Source organism: Stenotrophomonas sp. 80084_Sma (assembly GCF_056481995.1).
Genome location: NZ_CM151177.1, coordinates 2,761,275 through 2,777,043, shown reverse-complemented (window position 1 = coordinate 2,777,043; position 15,769 = coordinate 2,761,275). Strand labels below are relative to the sequence as shown.

The window sequence follows — 15,769 nt, the reverse complement described above, 5'->3', positions numbered from 1 at the left end:
GGGGAGGAGTGAGGTGGCGCTAACGCATCACCGCGCGTAAGTTCGCCAGAAAAGCACGTGGTCTTCGGTCCTGTTGATGGCGACGAAGACTGATTTTCCAGATTCGGGCGCGCAGTGAAAGACGCGGTACGACGCGCTGAGCGTCGCGTTGCCAGGCCACCAGTATCGATCGAACGCAACAGGATCGCTGTTGTTGAATGTGGTTGCCTGGCAATCCGCAGGCAGCTGCAGTGGTATCGCAGGGGGCTTGGTGAAGGCCAGCGCGCTGGTGTTTGAATCCAGGTCGTGCACCTCGCGCAGGTCGGTCGCCTCGTGGGGCACCCAATCGGGAATCCATCCCTTGTTCACCATGTCGGCGTCGATGGCCTGCTGCAGGGTGTCGAACGAACTGTCCATCACCAGGCCGCAGGCGCATAGCGCGCTACAGACTGTCACGACGATGGCGCGCCTGGCCATTCCGGCGGGGCTAGTCATCGTCGTCCTCTTCTCCGGAAAGCAGCCTGCCCAGTTCTTCCGGTGGCAAGCGCTTGAGCCGCTCTTCCAGTTTCCGATCGTACGGCCGGTCGTTGGGTTCGGTATGGCGCTGGGTCTTGCGCGCGTACTGCTGCATGAACAGGCCGATCTCCTGCGCGATCCTGTCCTTCCGGCTCTTGCCTGCCATCGACGGGCGTCCCTGTGTTCATCCTGAATCATCGGTCGGCGCACGCTAGCACGGATGCCGGGCGCTGCAACAGGCCCGCTTGTCGAGGTTTGACGTTGCAGAAGGTCTGCGCGGATGATGCGCGGGCGCGTGGCGCAGGAGGGGATCCGTCAATGAAGACACTGATGTGGGGGCTTGCCGGCCTGTTCGTGGCGTACGTTGCCGGTTGCTCGGCAATCTCGGCGTGGCATTCCCACGCGCTTGCCTCGGTTCCGGTTGGGGCGGGCAAGGCCGAAGTACTCCGGGCGCTGGGGCAGCCTGACGTGCTGGAGCACGCCGGTGCTCCCTTTAGCCGCTATGCCAGCAGGGGATGCAGTGGTCGCTGTGCGCAGCGATGGTGGTATGAGAACCGGCTGGGCCTGGATACCGAAGCCTGGTCGGTGGAGCTGGATGCTTCCGATCGCGTGCTCGCAACGTCGCGTTGGACATCGCCCTAGAAGACCGCGACGAGCGCATGCGCATCCATCGACCTTTCATCTTCATCGCAAGCCTGGCCCTGATGGCGTTGTGCGGGCTGATGGGCGTACTGGTGCTCATCTATGGCTTCAACGAGCAGGGCCTTCGCTGCGGCAGGTTGTGCTCACTGGAGATCTCCATCCGCCTGCTCTTTGGTGATCGCGGATTCGAAATGCTGGTGGCGATGGGGCTCTTTGCTGCGGCGCTGATGTGCGGGAGTATCGCACTGCGGCCCGGCATGAATGCCGGGCCGCCTCGCAAGCAGGTGCGGCGCCGTGGGCGCAAGCACCGCCGATCGGGTCGGCCCCGGTCGTAAGATGTCTGCACCGGGGTAATTCGCCGCGTGTGGAGACGCTGCAAGTCGCTTCAGCGATGCAGCGCGTCGATGATCAAACCGGTGGCGATCTCCACCAGCAGGTACTCGTTATCGGACTGGCGCACCCAACGCCGGTCGCGGCCCGGCTCGCGCAGGTGATAGCGCGCGTAGTCGTCCACCCAGTAGCGGCGGTCCACTTCCGCCCATGGCAGGCGATCACCACGACGCCAGGCCTTCTTCTGCCAGCCCGGCGGAGGTGCATCACGGTTGTGCGGGCCACCGGCGTGCGGCGGTGGCCCGTTGCCGCGCGCATGGTGCGGCGGATCGGCGAAGGCGGGTGCCGCGGCCAGCGCGGCAGCCGTGGTCAACGCAATGGCGAACAGGCGTGTGGTGTTCATCGCAACCTCCGGGCCTTGCCGCAGCATGCGGCGTGGTGCTGCGGAGTATGGATCAATGAATGTGAACGTATTCCAGCGCCGTTCCACATGCACAGAAGCCCGCTGGCGACCAGGGGCGAGCCGAGACCGATTGGATGGCCGAGACGACCGCCGCTGGATTCTCGCGATGGAGGTTGTGGCCGGTGTCCAGATAGCGATGCGAGCCTCGGGTGAATCCGGAGAAGAGCAGGGCGTGCTGGATCTTCCAGAGAGCCTTGCCCTGTGCGGTTTCTTCGAAGAAGAGCGGTTCGCTGGCGATCTGCGTGGCGGTGAGCAGCGCGACCGGTACATCCGGCATCGTCTGAGGTGTCTGCGCACCCGGCGCATCAAGCTGCTCGATGAGGATGGCGTAGTCGGCGACCATCGCAGGTGGCAGCATGGCGCGCAGCGAGGTGTCGTCTGCCTGGATGCGTGCGGCATCGGCCTGCCTGAAGGCGTGCCGCTGCCCCATCGTGGCCGGATCGACCAGTACCAGGCCCTGCAGGTGATCGGGGTGACGCGGCGCGAACTCGGTGGCGAGCAGTCCACCATAGGAGTGGCCGACCAGCACGACCTTGCGCCCCGGCGCGAGTGTATCGATGACGGCAGTAAGATCCGCCAGGTGTTCGTCGATGCGCTTGGGCTGGCCATTGCTGCCGGACTTTCCGAGGCCGGCGCGCGCGTACGCGATGCTGTGGTAGTCCTCTCCCAGCCCGGTGATTACATCCTTCCAGACGCCGGCACCCTGGCCGAACCCTGATTCAAAGACCACGGTGACCGCGCCGCTACCAGACTCCTGTGCCTGGAGCGCGTAGGCGCCGCGATCAACCGTGATCTCCCGCGCCGATACGCTGCCCGTGGCCAGGAACAGTGCCGCCAGCGCCCACAGCTTCACTCGGTTGCGTTTCATTCGACATCTCCGGGTCATGAAGGCGCGCCCGCCCTCCTGGATGAATCAGGCAAGGGAACGAGGCCCGCCCGCCGACCCAGCGACAGGTCGTGCTGGTAATGTAGTGATGTAGTACACCATTCATACGTGCTGGAAGTAACGGGGCGATCCAGCCGCCGCCTCCGGCATGGCCGCCTCAAGCGCGCTCGCGCGCCTCATACCAGTTGCGTGACCGGTTCACGATCTTCACCACCGAAAGCATCACGGGTACTTCAATCAGCACCCCCACCACCGTGGCCAGCGCCGCACCGGAGTGGACACCGAAAAGGCCCACGGCCGTCGCCACCGCCAGTTCGAAGAAGTTGCTGGCGCCGATCAGTGCCGACGGCCCGGCCACACAATGCGCCACACCCAGGCGCCGGTTGAGCAGGTAGGCCAGGCCGGAGGTGAAATAGACCTGGATCAGGATCGGGATCGCGATCAACGCAATCACCATCGGCTGCTGCACGATCTGCTGGCCCTGGAACCCGAACAGCAGCACCAGCGTCAGCAGTAGCGCCGACAGTGACAGTGGCCCCAGCTGGCGCAGCGCCGTCTGCAGCCCGGATTCGCCATGGCGCGACAGGATCCAGCGCCGCAGCAATGCGGCCACCAGTACCGGAACCACGATGTACAGGCCGACCGACAGCAGCAACGTATCCCACGGCACGGTGATGGCCGACAGCCCCAGCAGCAGCGCCACCACGGGTGCATAGGCCACCACCATGATCGCGTCGTTCAGTGCCACCTGGCTCAGCGTGAAGTTGGCATCACCGCGGCACAGGTTGCTCCACACGAACACCATGGCCGTGCACGGCGCGGCGGCCAGCAGGATCAGGCCGGCGATGTAGCTGTCGATCTGGCCGGCGGGTAGCCAATCGGCAAAGACGTGGCGCAGGAAGAGCCAGCCCAGCAGCGCCATCGAGAATGGCTTCACCGCCCAGTTGATGAACAGCGTCACCCCGATGCCTTTCCAGTGCTGGCCCAGCTGGCGCATCGCACCGAAATCCACCCTCAGCAGCATCGGAATGATCATCAGCCAGATCAGCACCGCCACCGGCAGGTTGACCTTGGCCACTTCAGCCGCCGCCAGGGAGGCGAAAGCACCTGGCAGGAAGTGCCCGAGCAGCGTGCCGACGATGATGCACAGCGCGACCCAGAGCGTCAGGTGGCGCTCGAACAGGCCCATGGGTGCCGCTTTGCTCATGGCGTGCGCGCTGCCGGCAGCAGATGGCCGATCTGGTCCAGCGCCTGCTGCAGCATTCCGCGGTCCTGCCACACGTGCCCGGGCAGCGCCAGCAGGGCCTGCACGCGTGCCTTCACGATGGCATGCGCGTGGGCGAAGGCGGCAGCCTTGTCGGCATCGCTGCCCTCTACCGCGGCCGGGTCCGGCAGACCCCAATGGCTGCGGATGAAATCACCGAACACCACCGGGCAGGCTTCCGCTGCCGCCGCATCGCAGACGGTGATCACCAGATCCATCGGAGCCGCGTCGGCGAACTCATCCCAGGATTTGCTGCGCAGTCCCGCCACCGGAATGCCTTCCGCGCGCAGCTGTGCAAGCGCGAACGGATTGACCTGGCCGGTCGGGTGGCTGCCGGCACTGTAGGCCGTGAAGCGGCCGCCGCCCCATGCGCGCAGGGTGGCTTCGGCCAGCACACTGCGGGCGCTGTTGCCGGTACAGAGAAACAGGATGGAGCGGGACATGATGGCGTTTCCGAATCAGCAGCTGCAGGGATTGCCCAACGGCGCGCACTGTTCGCTGGGCGAACCGGCGCAGCAGTTGTGCGTGAGGTACTCGATCAGGCCGGTCATTGCGCTGAAGTTCGCGCGGTAGCAGACGTGGCGGCCCTGGCTCTCGCTCTCGACCAGTCCGGCCTGTACCAGCTCCTTCAGGTGGAAGCTGAGGGTGGCGGGCGGAACCTGGAGGGCTGTGGCGATGTCGCCGGCCATGCGACCGGCCGGGCCGGCTTCGACCAGCAGGCGGAAGGCCGCCAGGCGGGTGGCGTGGCCGAGCGCGGTGAGCGCAGCGATTGCATTCGATGTTTCCATATTTCTAGAATAGTCGAATGAATAAGCCGATCACAAGTCCTTCGTTGCCCCATCTGAGGCAAGCCTCGCTTCCCCAGCCCGATCACCAGCGGTTGGCCGCCGAACGCCAGGGGTCGCCACGCATCCTGCTGTTGTACGGCTCACTGCGGCCGCAGTCGTTCAGCCGCAAGCTGGCACTGGAGGCCGAACGCCTGCTGCAGCATCTGGGCTGCGACACGCGCGTGTTCGATCCACATGCCTTGCCGCTGCTGGACAGCGTGGACAAGGGGCATCCGGAAGTGCAGCGGCTGCGCGAGTGGTCGCACTGGTCGGAAGGGCAGGTGTGGGTCAGCCCGGAGCGGCACGGCACGGTGACCGGCGTGTTCAAGAACCAGATCGACTGGCTGCCACTGGAAGACGGCAGCGTGCGGCCGACCCAGGGCCGGACGCTGGCGGTGATGCAGGTCTGCGGCGGCTCGCAGTCGTTCAACACGGTCAATACGCTGCGGGTGCTGGGCCGCTGGATGCGCATGCTGACCATTCCCAACCAGTCGTCGGTGGCCAAGGCCTGGCAGGAGTTCGACGAAGACGGGCGGATGAAGCCTTCGCCCTACTACGATCGTGTGGTGGATGTGGTCGAAGAACTGGTGAAGTTCACGCTGCTGACCCGTGGCCGCGCCGACTACCTCGTGGACCGTTACAGCGAGCGCAAGGGCGATGCGTTGGCGGCGGAGCTGGCGCGGGCGGCGGGCGCGACCGGCGTCTAAGGCGGGTGCCGAATCGCGTGCGGTTCCTGCTCAGCTAGCCGGCGCGGGCTGCAGGGCTTCCAGCACCCGGCAATCGGCCACGCGCCCGCCGGGGCAGTTGCCGATCATCCGCTGCAGTTCGCCCTGCAGCACTTGCAGGTCGGCAATCCTGCGCGCGATGTCGGCAATGTGCGCCTTCACCACGTCATCCACCGAACTGCATTGGTGCTCGCGTTGTTCGCCGAAGGCGATCAGCTCGCGGATCTGCTCGATGGCGAACCCCAGCTCGCGCGCACGGCGCACGAATGCCAGCCGCCGTTGGTCCTGTGCGTCGTAGCAGCGGTAGTTGCCCTGCGAACGCAGCGGCGGCTGCAGCAGGCCGATCTTTTCGTAATAGCGGATGGTCTCTGCCTTGGTGCCTGTCTGGCGGGCCAACTGGCCGATGGTGAATGGGGCTGTCATGGGCTTGACCTTGTAGGGGCTAAAAGGTTGATAAAGGCAGCTCCCTTTCATTTCAAGCCCGGGCACGCCCGGCGGAGCGCCCCCATGGACCAGTGCTGCGGCCACAAACGCCAGGAGCTGGCATCGATAGCGCTGCACAGCGCCCAGCGGCGGGTGCTGGTGGCGGTGCTGGCGATCAACCTGGCGATGTTCTTCATCGAGTTCGGCGCGGGCCTTGCCGCGCGATCCAGTGCCCTGCAGGCCGATGCGGTCGACATGCTGGGCGATGCCATCGTCTATGGCCTGAGCCTGTGGGCGGTAAACCGGGGCGCGCGCTGGGAGGCGGGCGCGGCGCTGGCCAAGGGCCTGCTGATCCTGGCCTTCTTCGTGTTCATCGTGTTCGAAGTGGCCGGAAAGCTGGTCAACGGCGTGCCACCGTCCAGCACACTGATGCTGGTGTTCGGTGGCATTGCCCTGGTGGCGAACCTCACCTGCCTGGCGCTGCTATGGCGTTTCCGCAGGTTGAACATCAACATGAAGAGCACGTTCGAGTGCTCGCTCAATGACGTGGCCGCGAACCTGGGCGTGCTGGTGGCCGCAGGTGGCGTGGCTATGACCGGGCGCGGCTGGCCGGACATTGTCGTCGGTGCAGTGATCGCCCTGTTGTTCCTGAGGTCGGCAGTGGGCGTGATCGCTGAAGCGTGGCCGGCATGGCGGGCAGCACGCCGACAGTGACTCAGTTGCGGTGGTGCCTGCTTGGGCAGATCGCCACCTGTTGGCTGCGCTGATCGATCAGCACCACCGCTTCCTGCAGCGCATGGGCGCCCACCACCGCTTCGGGATAGCGGTCGGACACCCGGACGTGCAGCCCCTGCAGTGCCAGGCCGCCAATCAATACGGTGGCATCCAGCCGTGCGCGTCCGCCATCGACCTCGCCGTGACTGAGGGTCAGTCGATCCCCGGTGGTCACTGCGGTACCGGCGGCCTGCCGGAAGAGTGCAGTGGGCAGCACCATCGCGACGTTGGCGCCGGTGTCCAGCTGCGCCTCCGTGCTGACTGCTCCAATCTTCACCGGGATGCGGAAGGCGCGTGCATAGGCCAGCGTGTCTGATTGCGCGGGCAGGAGATCGATGTCGCGGCGGAACTGCAGGCGCCGTTGCGGGTAATCGATGATCAGCACGCCATCAGCGAAGAATCCGCGCGCAAGGATGCCGTCGAACACTGCGTCTTTGGATTGCCGTGCGTTGTAGTCGCGGGTGAGCGCGGTCACGTCGCTGTGGCGCAGCCCGCCGAGCGCGAGGGCGTTGATGCGCACCGTATCGGCCCAGGCTGTCTGCACGCCGTCGGAGTGGCGGGTGCTGGCGTCCGCGGGTAGCGCCAGTTTCCGCACCAGACGGCTGTCCGCGCGGGCCATGCCGCTGGCGCCGGTATCGATGGCGAAGCGGTACGGGCCGCTGCCGTTGACCTGCACCTGCACATGGATGCGCCCGTCGATGACGTCAAAGGGAACGTCGATGATGCGCTCGCCCGGGCGGGCGGGGAGGGTACAGGTGCTATCCGCCACGGGTGAGGCGAGGGTGGCCACGGGAAGCGTCAGCAGAGTGAGGATGGCGATGGCAGTGCTGCGCCAACGGCGAGTGCCGAGTGCGGTACGGCAATGCGGGGGAATGCGCCTCATGATCCTGTTCCATGGGTGTCCAGGATCTTCTGATGCGTGAGGGATGCAGGCGGTTGCAGGTGTTTCCTGCCCGCAGGCTGCTCCGAAAGCTGTCGCGGTAATCGGCTGGATCTGGAATCCGCGCGGGTGGAAATGTGACGGATGTCGCGGGCCTTTTCGCCTCTGCAGTGGCACAGGCGCAAGAAAGCAAGATTACCTGGCGCATTTCGCAGCCCGGTGGCGATGCGACCCAGTACAAGACCCAGCAGGCGGCGGTGGCCGCCATCAAGAACCTGCCGGCGCCCAGCCCCTTCCCGCCGGAGTTCCAGTTCGGCTGGCAGTACGTCGACAAGATCAAGTCGAAAGTCGTGGACTTGAACGGAAACACGTCGATTACCTACTGGATGGGAAAGACGCAGCCATCCGACCCTGACTGGACCTACTACGGCGCGGGTGATGGTGGCTTCCTGTCCGAAGAGGAAGTGCTGGAAGCGCTCATTGCAGACTTGCAGGACATCAATCCCCAGTGTCCTGGGGAAACTGCTGTGCCGGAAGGAGAATGGGGCCCAACTGCTCCAGGGATGGACGGAATTTCGGAGGTCAGGGAGTACCGGGTCACCGGCATGCTGGGCAGCAATTCGGCGGAGTCTCCGTGCGTGCCCTTCGACGCAGGAACGACAGGGCTTGCTCGCATGCGACGCTTGAACTGCCCGATCCCCTTCACGCAGTGGTCCAGCAAGCACAACGCCTGCGTCAGCGAAGAATTCGTTGCGACCATCACCTCGAAGTCGCAGAAGTGCGACGAGGACGGCGGCAACGGTAGCTGCCCCATGTCCCGCAACGAAACAGCGGCGAACATGAGTCCGATTCCCGACAATGACCCGGCCTCCAACGGCGGTACCTGCGACGGCAATGTCGGCAACCCATGTGATGTTAAAACGGGCGAGAAGTATGAGATTGCGCCGGACTTCGATCTTGGCTGGATCGCACTGACGCGTTTCTATCACTCCGGCATTTCCACGTCCTCCGGTGGCTTCGGTTATGGCTGGACCCATTCGCTGGGCGCCCACCTGGCACTGGATGGCGCTGACAGTGTGGGCATCATTGAAAGCACCGGTTTCCAACGGGCATTCAAGAAGATCGGCCAAGCCTATGAGGCGGACGACGACAGTGGTGATCGTCTCGTCCAGAACGGTAACTGGACGCTGTATTCGGCGGGTTCCATCTCGACCTTCGGCGCGGACGGGCGTCTGATCACCAAGCGCTTCCCGGATGGCACGTCGCTGACCTATATCTACGATGACAGCGACCGCCTTGCGGCCGTCACCCACAGCAGTGGCCGCACGCTGAAGTTCGTCTACCAGTCCAACGACTATGAGGCGCTGATCAGTTCGGTACTGGTCGAAGGCATTGCGCTCGTCACCTATACCTACACGCCGCAGAACCAGGTTGCCACGGTGACCTATGCGGGTGGCGGTGTGCGCACGTATCACTACGAGAATCAGGATTTCCCCCAGCACCTGACGGGTATCACCGCGGAAGACGGGCGTCGCTACAGCACTTTTACCTATGATTCCGACGGTCGCGTCATTTCCAGTCAGCACGCCGGCGGTGCCGATGGCGTGACGCTCGCCTACAGCCCCAACGGCGGTGCGGTCGTGACTGACGCGCTTGGGCGGCAGACCGACTACACCCTGACACCCGGCGGCGACACCGCGCCGTCGCGCAAGGTGACCGGCCTGACCGATTCGCAGGGAACCGTCAGCCGAACCTACTACGACCAGAGTGTCGACTTCCGCCGGCGTCTGGATACCTACACTGATCGTCGCGGCATCCAGACCAAGCACACCTATGCGCAGGGCACCGACCCGGTGAGCGGTCGTGCCGTCAGCATCCATACCGTGACCGAAGCGTTCGGCCTGCCCGAACAGCGGGTGGTGGCCACGGCGCGCGACGTCGAAACCAATGCGGTACTGACCACTCGCATCGGCAATCGTGAAACCCGAACGTCCTTCAATACCCGGCGTCAGCCGACAACCAACACGGTGACCGACATCGCGTCAGGTCAGACGCGCATCACCAGCTACACGTATTGCGAAGCCGCGGACGTGGCTGCGGCAGGGAGCTGCCCTGTGGAAGGGCTGCTGAAGAGCGTGGATGGTCCGCGCACGGATGTGGTTGATGCCGTTACCTACGCCTACTACCCGGCGGATGATGCGGGTTGCGCGACCAACGCTACCTGTGGCTACCGGAAGGGCGACCTGCACAGCGTGACCAATGCGCTGGGCCAGACGGTCGAGACCCTGGCCTACGACGCACTCGGGCGGCCGTTGTCGGTCAAGGACGCCAACGGCGTGGTCACCGATTACACGTACCATGCTCGCGGCTGGCCGACCTCGATCACCGTACGCGGCGCGACCACTGCCGAGGATCGGGTCACCCAGCTGAGCTATTGGCCGACGGGCCAGGTGCAGAAGATCACCGAGCCGGATGGCAGCAGCGTTTCCTACGTCTACGATGCTGCGCTGCGCTTGACCGACATCGAGGACAACGCAGGCAACACGATTCACTACACACTGGACAATGCCGGCAACCGCCTCAAGGAAGACACGCTGGACACCGGTGGCACGCTGCGCCGTACCCTGGCACGCACGTTCAACACGCTCGGCCAGCTGACCGCGCTGAAGGACGCAGGCAATCACGCTACCGGCTTTGCCTACGATGCCAACGGCAACCTGCAGACGGTGACCGACGCACTGCAGCGCGTGACCAGCCAGCAGTACGACCCGCTGAACCGCCTGGCCCAGACCCTGCAGGACGTGGGCGGCGTCGCGGCGGAGATCCGCAGCCAGTACAACGCGCTGGACCAGGTCACCCAGGTCACTGATCCGAAGGGCCTGCACACCACCTACGCCTACAACGGCTTCGGTGATCTGACCGGACAGGTCAGCCCGGATAGTGGCGCCAGCAGCTACACCGTGGACGCGGCAGGCAATCGCAAGACCGCTACCGACGCGCGCGGCGTCACCGCCACCTATCACTACGATGCGCTGAACCGTTTGATCGGAGTCGCCTATCCGGACCCCAATCTGGACGTAGGCTACAGCTATGACGTGGCGCCAGCGGCCTGCGCCGCCGACGAGCGCTTCGCCAAGGGGCGGCTGGGGCAGGTGCTGCATGCCAACGGCAGCACCCAGTACTGCCATGACCGCTTCGGTCAGGTCACCCGCAAGGTGCAGACCGTCAATGGTGTGGCCAGCACGCTGCGCTACGCCTACAGCAAGTCGGGCCGTCTGACTGCGTTGACCTACCCCGACGGCAGCGTGGCCGACTACGTGCGTGATATCCAGGGCCGCATCAGCCAGATCGGCCTGACCCGGCCCGGCCAGGCGCGCCAGATCGTGGTGAACAACGTGAGCTATGCAGCCTTCGGTCCGGCGACCGGCTGGACCTACGGCAATGGCCGCCAGCTGCAGCGTCCGCTGGATCTGGACTACCGCCCGCAGGCGGTACATGACCCGGCCGCGGGTGGCCTGTCGCTGGGCTACGGCTATGATCCGGTCGGTTCGATCACCGAGCTGAAGAACGGCACTGGCTCGACGGTACTGGCCAAGTACGCCTACGACGCGCTGGGTCGCCTGACCCAGACCCAGGACGGTGCGACCGGCACGCCGATTGAAACCTATGCCTACGACGCCACCGGCAATCGCACCGCGCTGACCACTTCGGCGGGCACTGCCAGCTACACCTATCCCGCAACCAGTCATCGCCTGACTGCGGTGGATGGTGAAGCGCGCAACCATGACGCGGTGGGCAACACCACCAGCATCGGCGGCAAGACGTTCATCTACAACGATGCCAACCGCATGAACGCGGTGAAGCAAGGCAACGCCGTACTGGAAAGCTACGCCTACAACCATCGCGGCGAGCGCGTGCTGCGCACCCCGGCTGGTGGCGCTGCACAGATCACCCTGTATAACGAAGCAGGGCAGTGGCTGGGCAACTACTCGGCCACGGGCCAGGCGCAGCAGCAGGCCATCTGGCTGGACAACTACCCGGTGGCGCTGATCAGCGTGCCAAGCGCAGGTGTGCCGGAGTTGGCCTACATCCAGCCGGACCATCTGGGTACGCCGCGCGTGGTGATCGACCCGGCGCGCGATGTGGCGATCTGGGAGTGGAGCAACAAGAGCGAGGTGTTCGGCAACCAGATTCCGAGTACCGACCCGGACGGCGATGGCGTGGCATTCGAGTTGGCGCTGCGATTCCCGGGCCAACAGGCGACGGATGCGAGTGGGCTGTTCTACAACTATCGGAGGGAATACGACCCGGCAGTGGGGCGGTATACCCAGAGCGATCCGATTGGGTTGATGGGTGGACTGCACTCGTTCGCGTATGGAAGCGGAGATCCCACTGGCCGTGTCGATCCGCTAGGCTTGGCCGATAAAAAATACATACCTCAGGCCGTACCTGTTTCACCGGAGTTGCAGGCGGTCGGAAATCGGCTCCAGAGGCTGGCAAACCAAGCAGCGTCCACCATTGACGCCACCTGTGGATGGCGTTGCTCACTGCCTTGGATACGCGGAACGCTCATCCATAGTGAGTTCAAGCGCCTGGTGGATACCACATGCCCGACGTCTCAGTATGCGACTGAGGTGAGCTACGCTGGCCGTAGGGTTGTTAGGTATGGGTACCCGGGGTCCTCACGGGCGGACGCTGTGTACGGCCCAGTTGATGCACCTCAAGCCATCTTCGATCTGAAGACTGGTTGGGCTTACATCTCCTGGGATCAGTACAATAAGTACGTCAAGAATCTCCCCGAGGGAACTCTCGTGGTGGAACTTAAGCCTGAAGGCCGTTGATAAGATGAACAAGCGATACATTTGCAGCCTTCTGCGGAAAAGGTCCGGCCTGATCGGCGGGTCAAGCGGATATTTTTTCCGAAGTGACTATGACTATGTGGCACAAGGAATTGTTCTGGAGTTCGTCCCAAGGGGGCTCTATGTATGGAATTTTGTATTTCCATTGTTTGACTCCTTTGGGCCGCATCTTTCCTACAGCAGCCGAATCGCGGATCGGCCGTTTATCGGAAGGGATCAAATGGCAGACGATGATGTGGTTGAGAGCATTCTTTCATCGATCGAGCTGCGAAACGTTATTGAAGCGAAGTCTTCAATGACCTTGATGGAATTTGCATCATTTCTTGAGACGCGGGGCTTGAGAGGTGCTCACGCTCATATCAATCATGCAACTGCATTGGCGCTATTGGGGAAGACGGATCTAGCGCTGAAGTTGCTGAAGGAACTAGTCCCGGCGTTGGATGATCATGATCTGAAACTTTGCGATTCTCTAATAGTGGCCCTGAATCATGGAGTTGAGGCGGTCAAGTCGATGCTGGACGTGGTGAAGGGGAAGAATGTTAAGAAGCTGGGCGGGGCCTGATCCAAAGGTTAATCGTCCAGTGTTTCCCGGGTAGCCATCAGCCGCCAAGTGCCTGCTGCGTCTCGAACTTTATTGGGGCGGCTCGTCGCTGGAGCCGTGGCGCTGTCTTGGGTTCTAGAACATCTCGATGTGCAGGGCGACGTTCGCGCGTGTCTCGTCGTGATTGCTTTAGATCCTCTGCTTTGTATGTTCCCGCTACTGTCGCTGGAAGAAGTTCTCCATCGATGCGTTGTCATGGCTGTTTCCTATCCGGCTCATGCTGCACAGGATGTCTGCTCGCGCAGAACGCTCTGCCAGTTTTACTGGGTGAAGAGCGAATTGAGTTCGCCAGGGGTGACGATAACGAGCCGGGACTTGCTGATCTTCTTGATCGTTGGAAGGCGGTCGGCTATCCGCTGTCCGGCCTGAAGTGTTTCCGTCTCGAGACCAGCTCGACCGGAAGCGTCATTCTCATCTACGCCAGGACATGGCGGATCGAGCATCTGCCGATGGCGGGTGCAGTGCCTTGAAGGACATCCCGTGCCCAGGTTCCTCACCCCCGACGAGGTCTCCCTCATCCACAGGCTGCTGCCGGAGACGACCGAGCTGTCCGAACGGTTGTTGAAGGATCTGGCGCTCGCTCAGGTGGAGGATGTGGGTGTCGTCGGATTCGGGGGCGTGGTGTTCCTGTCCAGCACGACCCAGCTTTTCGGCAGTGACATTGCTACGGCCATGCTTGCCGATGCTGACGGCGTGCCGGTGAGAGTCACCCTGTGCCTGGATAATCACGATCAGCTCTTCGAGCTGGAGCTGTGGAAGGTGGACTTCTCGCCGATCATCGGCGTCGATCTGAGAAGCGCTTTCAGCGAGCATTGACGCCTGTTGAAAGCGGTCCTCGCTGAAGGCCGTTGCGCATGGCGTTCACCCTTCGGGCTGTAACCGGCCCACCGCCTGCGCGCACAACGACTGGCAGGCCATGACCAACCCCTCCATCACCCGATCGCCCACGTACTGCCCGGGTTCGCCGTTCTGCCGGGTGCGTTCCGCCGCCAGCAGCATCTCCAGCACCACCCGCAACCCGCTCAACGCGCAATCGGCGTCGGCCAGGGCCAGGCAGCGCCCGGGCAGCTGATGCCGCTCCGGCCACGGCTGCCCATCAGCCGCCGCACCGGAGCCGATGCGGTTGAGATTGGCAATGAAGGTGTTCCTGTCCACTGCGGGCGCAGCCTGTGGCGAACCGTCGTCGTGGGCGGTACTGCGATAGGCGTGCAGATGGGGGAAGTCCGATTCGTTCATGGCAGAGCTCCGTGCAGGGCAATCGGTAGCCGCCACCCATAAAAGTGGCGGGCGGTACGTGGTTCGAACACCGGGTTGATGTCAGTCCGGCGGGCCCGGAAGCCCCCACGCACCGCCCGCCATAGCCGGCAGACGGATTGCCAGCCGGCGCCACGCTGAGGTGACGCCGGCTGGCAAGCGCATACATCAACATCAACTCGGGTGTTCGAAGCCCGGCCACCCTTTTCCGGTGGCACGCCATCTGAGCCCCTGGCGCTGTGCAATGCCAATCAGAAGAGTTGCAAACATCGCTCGATTGGAGACGCTTTCGGCATTCTCCCACGCTGTTAAGCACTGACAGCGCTGGCTGGCGTGGTGATCCGCCCGAACCGTGCAATCTGCGACAGGTGTCGAGGTTGGGCGAGGGAGGGAAGCGGGTGGGAAGGGGTGATGGCGACAGGCTCCGCGGGGGCCTGAGTCGAGCATGGCGGGGACCCGCCGACGCCAAAGCGTGACGTGCGACGCGGGTTGACGTTCCCAGCCACCAAGCGCAGGCTGGACCGGCACGTTTCCTAACCAGAAGGAGACTTATGACCGCCACCGCTTCCGTGCACCCAACCCCCGACGCCCAGGGCCGTTCCCGCCTGTGGAGTGTGTTCTGGCTGCAGGGCGTCATTCCCAGCAACATTCTGTGGGCGGTGGCCCTCTGGGCCCTGGCCAACCAGCGCACCACGCTGCTGCTGGGGGTATTTGCCGTGCTGCTGCTTTATACCGGCTGGATCATCCCGGCGGTCTGGCGGGCGGCGCCCACCGCGCACAACCCCAACCTGGGTGTGGCGGCGCGCGGGTTGACCGTCGCCTGGGGGCTGAACACCGTGCTGGTGATCTTCTTCCTGACCCTGCAGCTGGTGGCTCAATAGAACTGAACGGGCTCGCCGCCACGGTCGAAGGCGGCGAAGCGGCCGATCTGACCGTCATGGATGGCGTTGACCATCAGCTGCAGCGGGCGCGCGGCTTCGTCGCTGTTGGGCGCGAAACCGCCACGGCCGTCCAGCGCCGCCACGAACACCAGGTCCCAGTCGATGCCGGTGGTGGTCGACTCGGCCGCCAGCGCCTGGAAACTGGGCACCTCGGCCGGCAGCTTGTCCACGCACAGCACCGGCGACAGGGTGCCGCCCTCGCGACGGTCATGCCGGTCGCGCTGGTCGCTGGTGGGCGATTCGGGCAGCTCGGCGCGCACGAATACGAACAGCAAGCGTTGCGGTTCAGCCTGCTGGCCTGCGGCGTGCAGCAGCTGCTGGAAATCGTTCATCATCATGAGGGTTGTCACACGCCCGCTGCACGGAAAGCCGCATGCTGCCACAACGCCTGCCGCGCGGGGCCGA

The 15,769-nt window shown here is 64.1% G+C and carries 19 protein-coding genes and 1 pseudogene; 8 read left to right on the top strand and 12 right to left on the bottom strand.

The features are described 5' to 3' along the window. Positions 1–27: 27 nt before the first annotated feature. Positions 28–474 (bottom strand): YbbD-related protein, encoded by a 447-nt coding sequence (locus ACZK3W_RS12885; RefSeq protein ID WP_197615450.1) that lies wholly within the window; start codon positions 472–474, stop codon positions 28–30. Continuing rightward, complete coding sequence (locus ACZK3W_RS12880) at positions 467–661, bottom strand: hypothetical protein (protein ID WP_197615451.1); 195 nt, start codon at positions 659–661, stop codon at positions 467–469. The genes ACZK3W_RS12885 and ACZK3W_RS12880 overlap by 8 nt, the downstream gene beginning before the upstream one ends. Before the next feature lie 152 nt (positions 662–813). Between ACZK3W_RS12880 and ACZK3W_RS12875 the strand changes: the two genes are divergently transcribed. Together ACZK3W_RS12875 and ACZK3W_RS12870 are read left to right on the top strand one after the other, a co-directional pair. Then, the gene (locus ACZK3W_RS12875) at positions 814–1,137 is read left to right on the top strand and encodes a hypothetical protein (RefSeq protein WP_197615452.1); all 324 of its coding nucleotides are present in this window, start codon (positions 814–816) and stop codon (positions 1,135–1,137) included. Continuing rightward, positions 1,122–1,472 (top strand): hypothetical protein, encoded by a 351-nt coding sequence (locus ACZK3W_RS12870; RefSeq protein ID WP_478449982.1) that lies wholly within the window; start codon positions 1,122–1,124, stop codon positions 1,470–1,472. Before ACZK3W_RS12875 ends, ACZK3W_RS12870 begins: the two co-directional genes overlap by 16 nt. A gap of 50 nt (positions 1,473–1,522) precedes the next feature. Here ACZK3W_RS12870 and ACZK3W_RS12865 read toward each other — a convergent pair whose 3' ends face one another. From ACZK3W_RS12865 to ACZK3W_RS12845, 5 genes are all read right to left on the bottom strand, one after another. Continuing rightward, positions 1,523–1,870 carry an RcnB family protein gene (locus tag ACZK3W_RS12865; protein ID WP_197615453.1) on the bottom strand — a complete coding sequence of 116 codons (348 nt, stop codon included), beginning with the start codon at positions 1,868–1,870 and terminating at the stop codon, positions 1,523–1,525. A 52-nt stretch (positions 1,871–1,922) separates the two neighbouring features. Further along, the gene (locus ACZK3W_RS12860; protein ID WP_197615454.1) at positions 1,923–2,798 is read right to left on the bottom strand and encodes an alpha/beta fold hydrolase; all 876 of its coding nucleotides are present in this window, start codon (positions 2,796–2,798) and stop codon (positions 1,923–1,925) included. A 175-nt stretch (positions 2,799–2,973) separates the two neighbouring features. Beyond that, entirely contained in the window at positions 2,974–4,005 is a 1,032-nt protein-coding gene (gene arsB, locus ACZK3W_RS12855; RefSeq protein WP_197615466.1) for an ACR3 family arsenite efflux transporter, read from the bottom strand. Positions 4,006–4,019: 14 nt separating this feature from the next. Further along, a complete protein-coding gene (locus ACZK3W_RS12850; RefSeq protein WP_197615455.1) occupies positions 4,020–4,523 on the bottom strand; it encodes an arsenate reductase ArsC in 504 nt (167 codons plus the stop codon). 15 nt (positions 4,524–4,538) lie between these two features. Next, entirely contained in the window at positions 4,539–4,868 is a 330-nt protein-coding gene (locus ACZK3W_RS12845) for an ArsR/SmtB family transcription factor (protein ID WP_049462763.1), read from the bottom strand. Positions 4,869–4,885: 17 nt separating this feature from the next. On the opposite strand from ACZK3W_RS12845, the gene arsH reads away from it, so the two are divergent. Beyond that, positions 4,886–5,614, top strand: coding sequence for an arsenical resistance protein ArsH (gene arsH / locus ACZK3W_RS12840; RefSeq protein WP_197615456.1), 729 nt, complete (start codon positions 4,886–4,888; stop codon positions 5,612–5,614). 30 nt (positions 5,615–5,644) lie between these two features. On the opposite strand, the gene ACZK3W_RS12835 is transcribed toward arsH, so the two are convergent. Further along, positions 5,645–6,055, bottom strand: a complete 411-nt coding sequence (locus ACZK3W_RS12835) for a MerR family transcriptional regulator (protein WP_197615457.1) — start codon at positions 6,053–6,055, stop codon at positions 5,645–5,647. Positions 6,056–6,139: 84 nt separating this feature from the next. Here ACZK3W_RS12835 and ACZK3W_RS12830 point away from each other — a divergent pair, with 84 nt between their 5' ends. Beyond that, a complete protein-coding gene (locus tag ACZK3W_RS12830) occupies positions 6,140–6,769 on the top strand; it encodes a cation efflux transmembrane domain-containing protein (RefSeq protein ID WP_197615458.1) in 630 nt (209 codons plus the stop codon). 1 nt (position 6,770) lies between these two features. Here ACZK3W_RS12830 and ACZK3W_RS12825 read toward each other — a convergent pair whose 3' ends face one another. Continuing rightward, a complete protein-coding gene (locus ACZK3W_RS12825) occupies positions 6,771–7,712 on the bottom strand; it encodes an aspartyl protease family protein (RefSeq protein WP_197615459.1) in 942 nt (313 codons plus the stop codon). Positions 7,713–8,548: 836 nt separating this feature from the next. On the opposite strand from ACZK3W_RS12825, the gene ACZK3W_RS12820 reads away from it, so the two are divergent. Both ACZK3W_RS12820 and ACZK3W_RS12815 read left to right on the top strand, forming a co-directional pair. Next, on the top strand, positions 8,549–12,550 hold the full coding sequence (locus ACZK3W_RS12820; RefSeq protein ID WP_478449978.1) for an RHS repeat-associated core domain-containing protein: 4,002 nt from the start codon (positions 8,549–8,551) through the stop codon (positions 12,548–12,550). Between the two features lie 4 nt (positions 12,551–12,554). Continuing rightward, a complete protein-coding gene (locus ACZK3W_RS12815) occupies positions 12,555–13,130 on the top strand; it encodes a hypothetical protein (RefSeq protein ID WP_478449976.1) in 576 nt (191 codons plus the stop codon). Between the two features lie 37 nt (positions 13,131–13,167). Here the strand turns inward: ACZK3W_RS12815 and ACZK3W_RS12810 are convergent. Next, a pseudogene (locus ACZK3W_RS12810) lies at positions 13,168–13,429 on the bottom strand (IS3 family transposase); the annotation flags it as partial. Positions 13,430–13,649: 220 nt separating this feature from the next. On the opposite strand from ACZK3W_RS12810, the gene ACZK3W_RS12805 reads away from it, so the two are divergent. Beyond that, positions 13,650–13,985, top strand: a complete 336-nt coding sequence (locus tag ACZK3W_RS12805) for a DUF6984 family protein (protein WP_197615460.1) — start codon at positions 13,650–13,652, stop codon at positions 13,983–13,985. Between the two features lie 45 nt (positions 13,986–14,030). On the opposite strand, the gene ACZK3W_RS12800 is transcribed toward ACZK3W_RS12805, so the two are convergent. Further along, positions 14,031–14,405, bottom strand: a complete 375-nt coding sequence (locus ACZK3W_RS12800) for a hypothetical protein (RefSeq protein WP_197615461.1) — start codon at positions 14,403–14,405, stop codon at positions 14,031–14,033. Positions 14,406–14,974: 569 nt separating this feature from the next. Here ACZK3W_RS12800 and ACZK3W_RS12795 point away from each other — a divergent pair. After that, positions 14,975–15,304 carry a hypothetical protein gene (locus tag ACZK3W_RS12795; RefSeq protein WP_197615462.1) on the top strand — a complete coding sequence of 110 codons (330 nt, stop codon included), beginning with the start codon at positions 14,975–14,977 and terminating at the stop codon, positions 15,302–15,304. Here ACZK3W_RS12795 and ACZK3W_RS12790 read toward each other — a convergent pair. Next, positions 15,298–15,702, bottom strand: coding sequence for a ribonucleotide reductase subunit alpha (locus ACZK3W_RS12790; protein ID WP_197615469.1), 405 nt, complete (start codon positions 15,700–15,702; stop codon positions 15,298–15,300). The genes ACZK3W_RS12795 and ACZK3W_RS12790 overlap by 7 nt on opposite strands. Positions 15,703–15,769 lie beyond the last annotated feature (67 nt).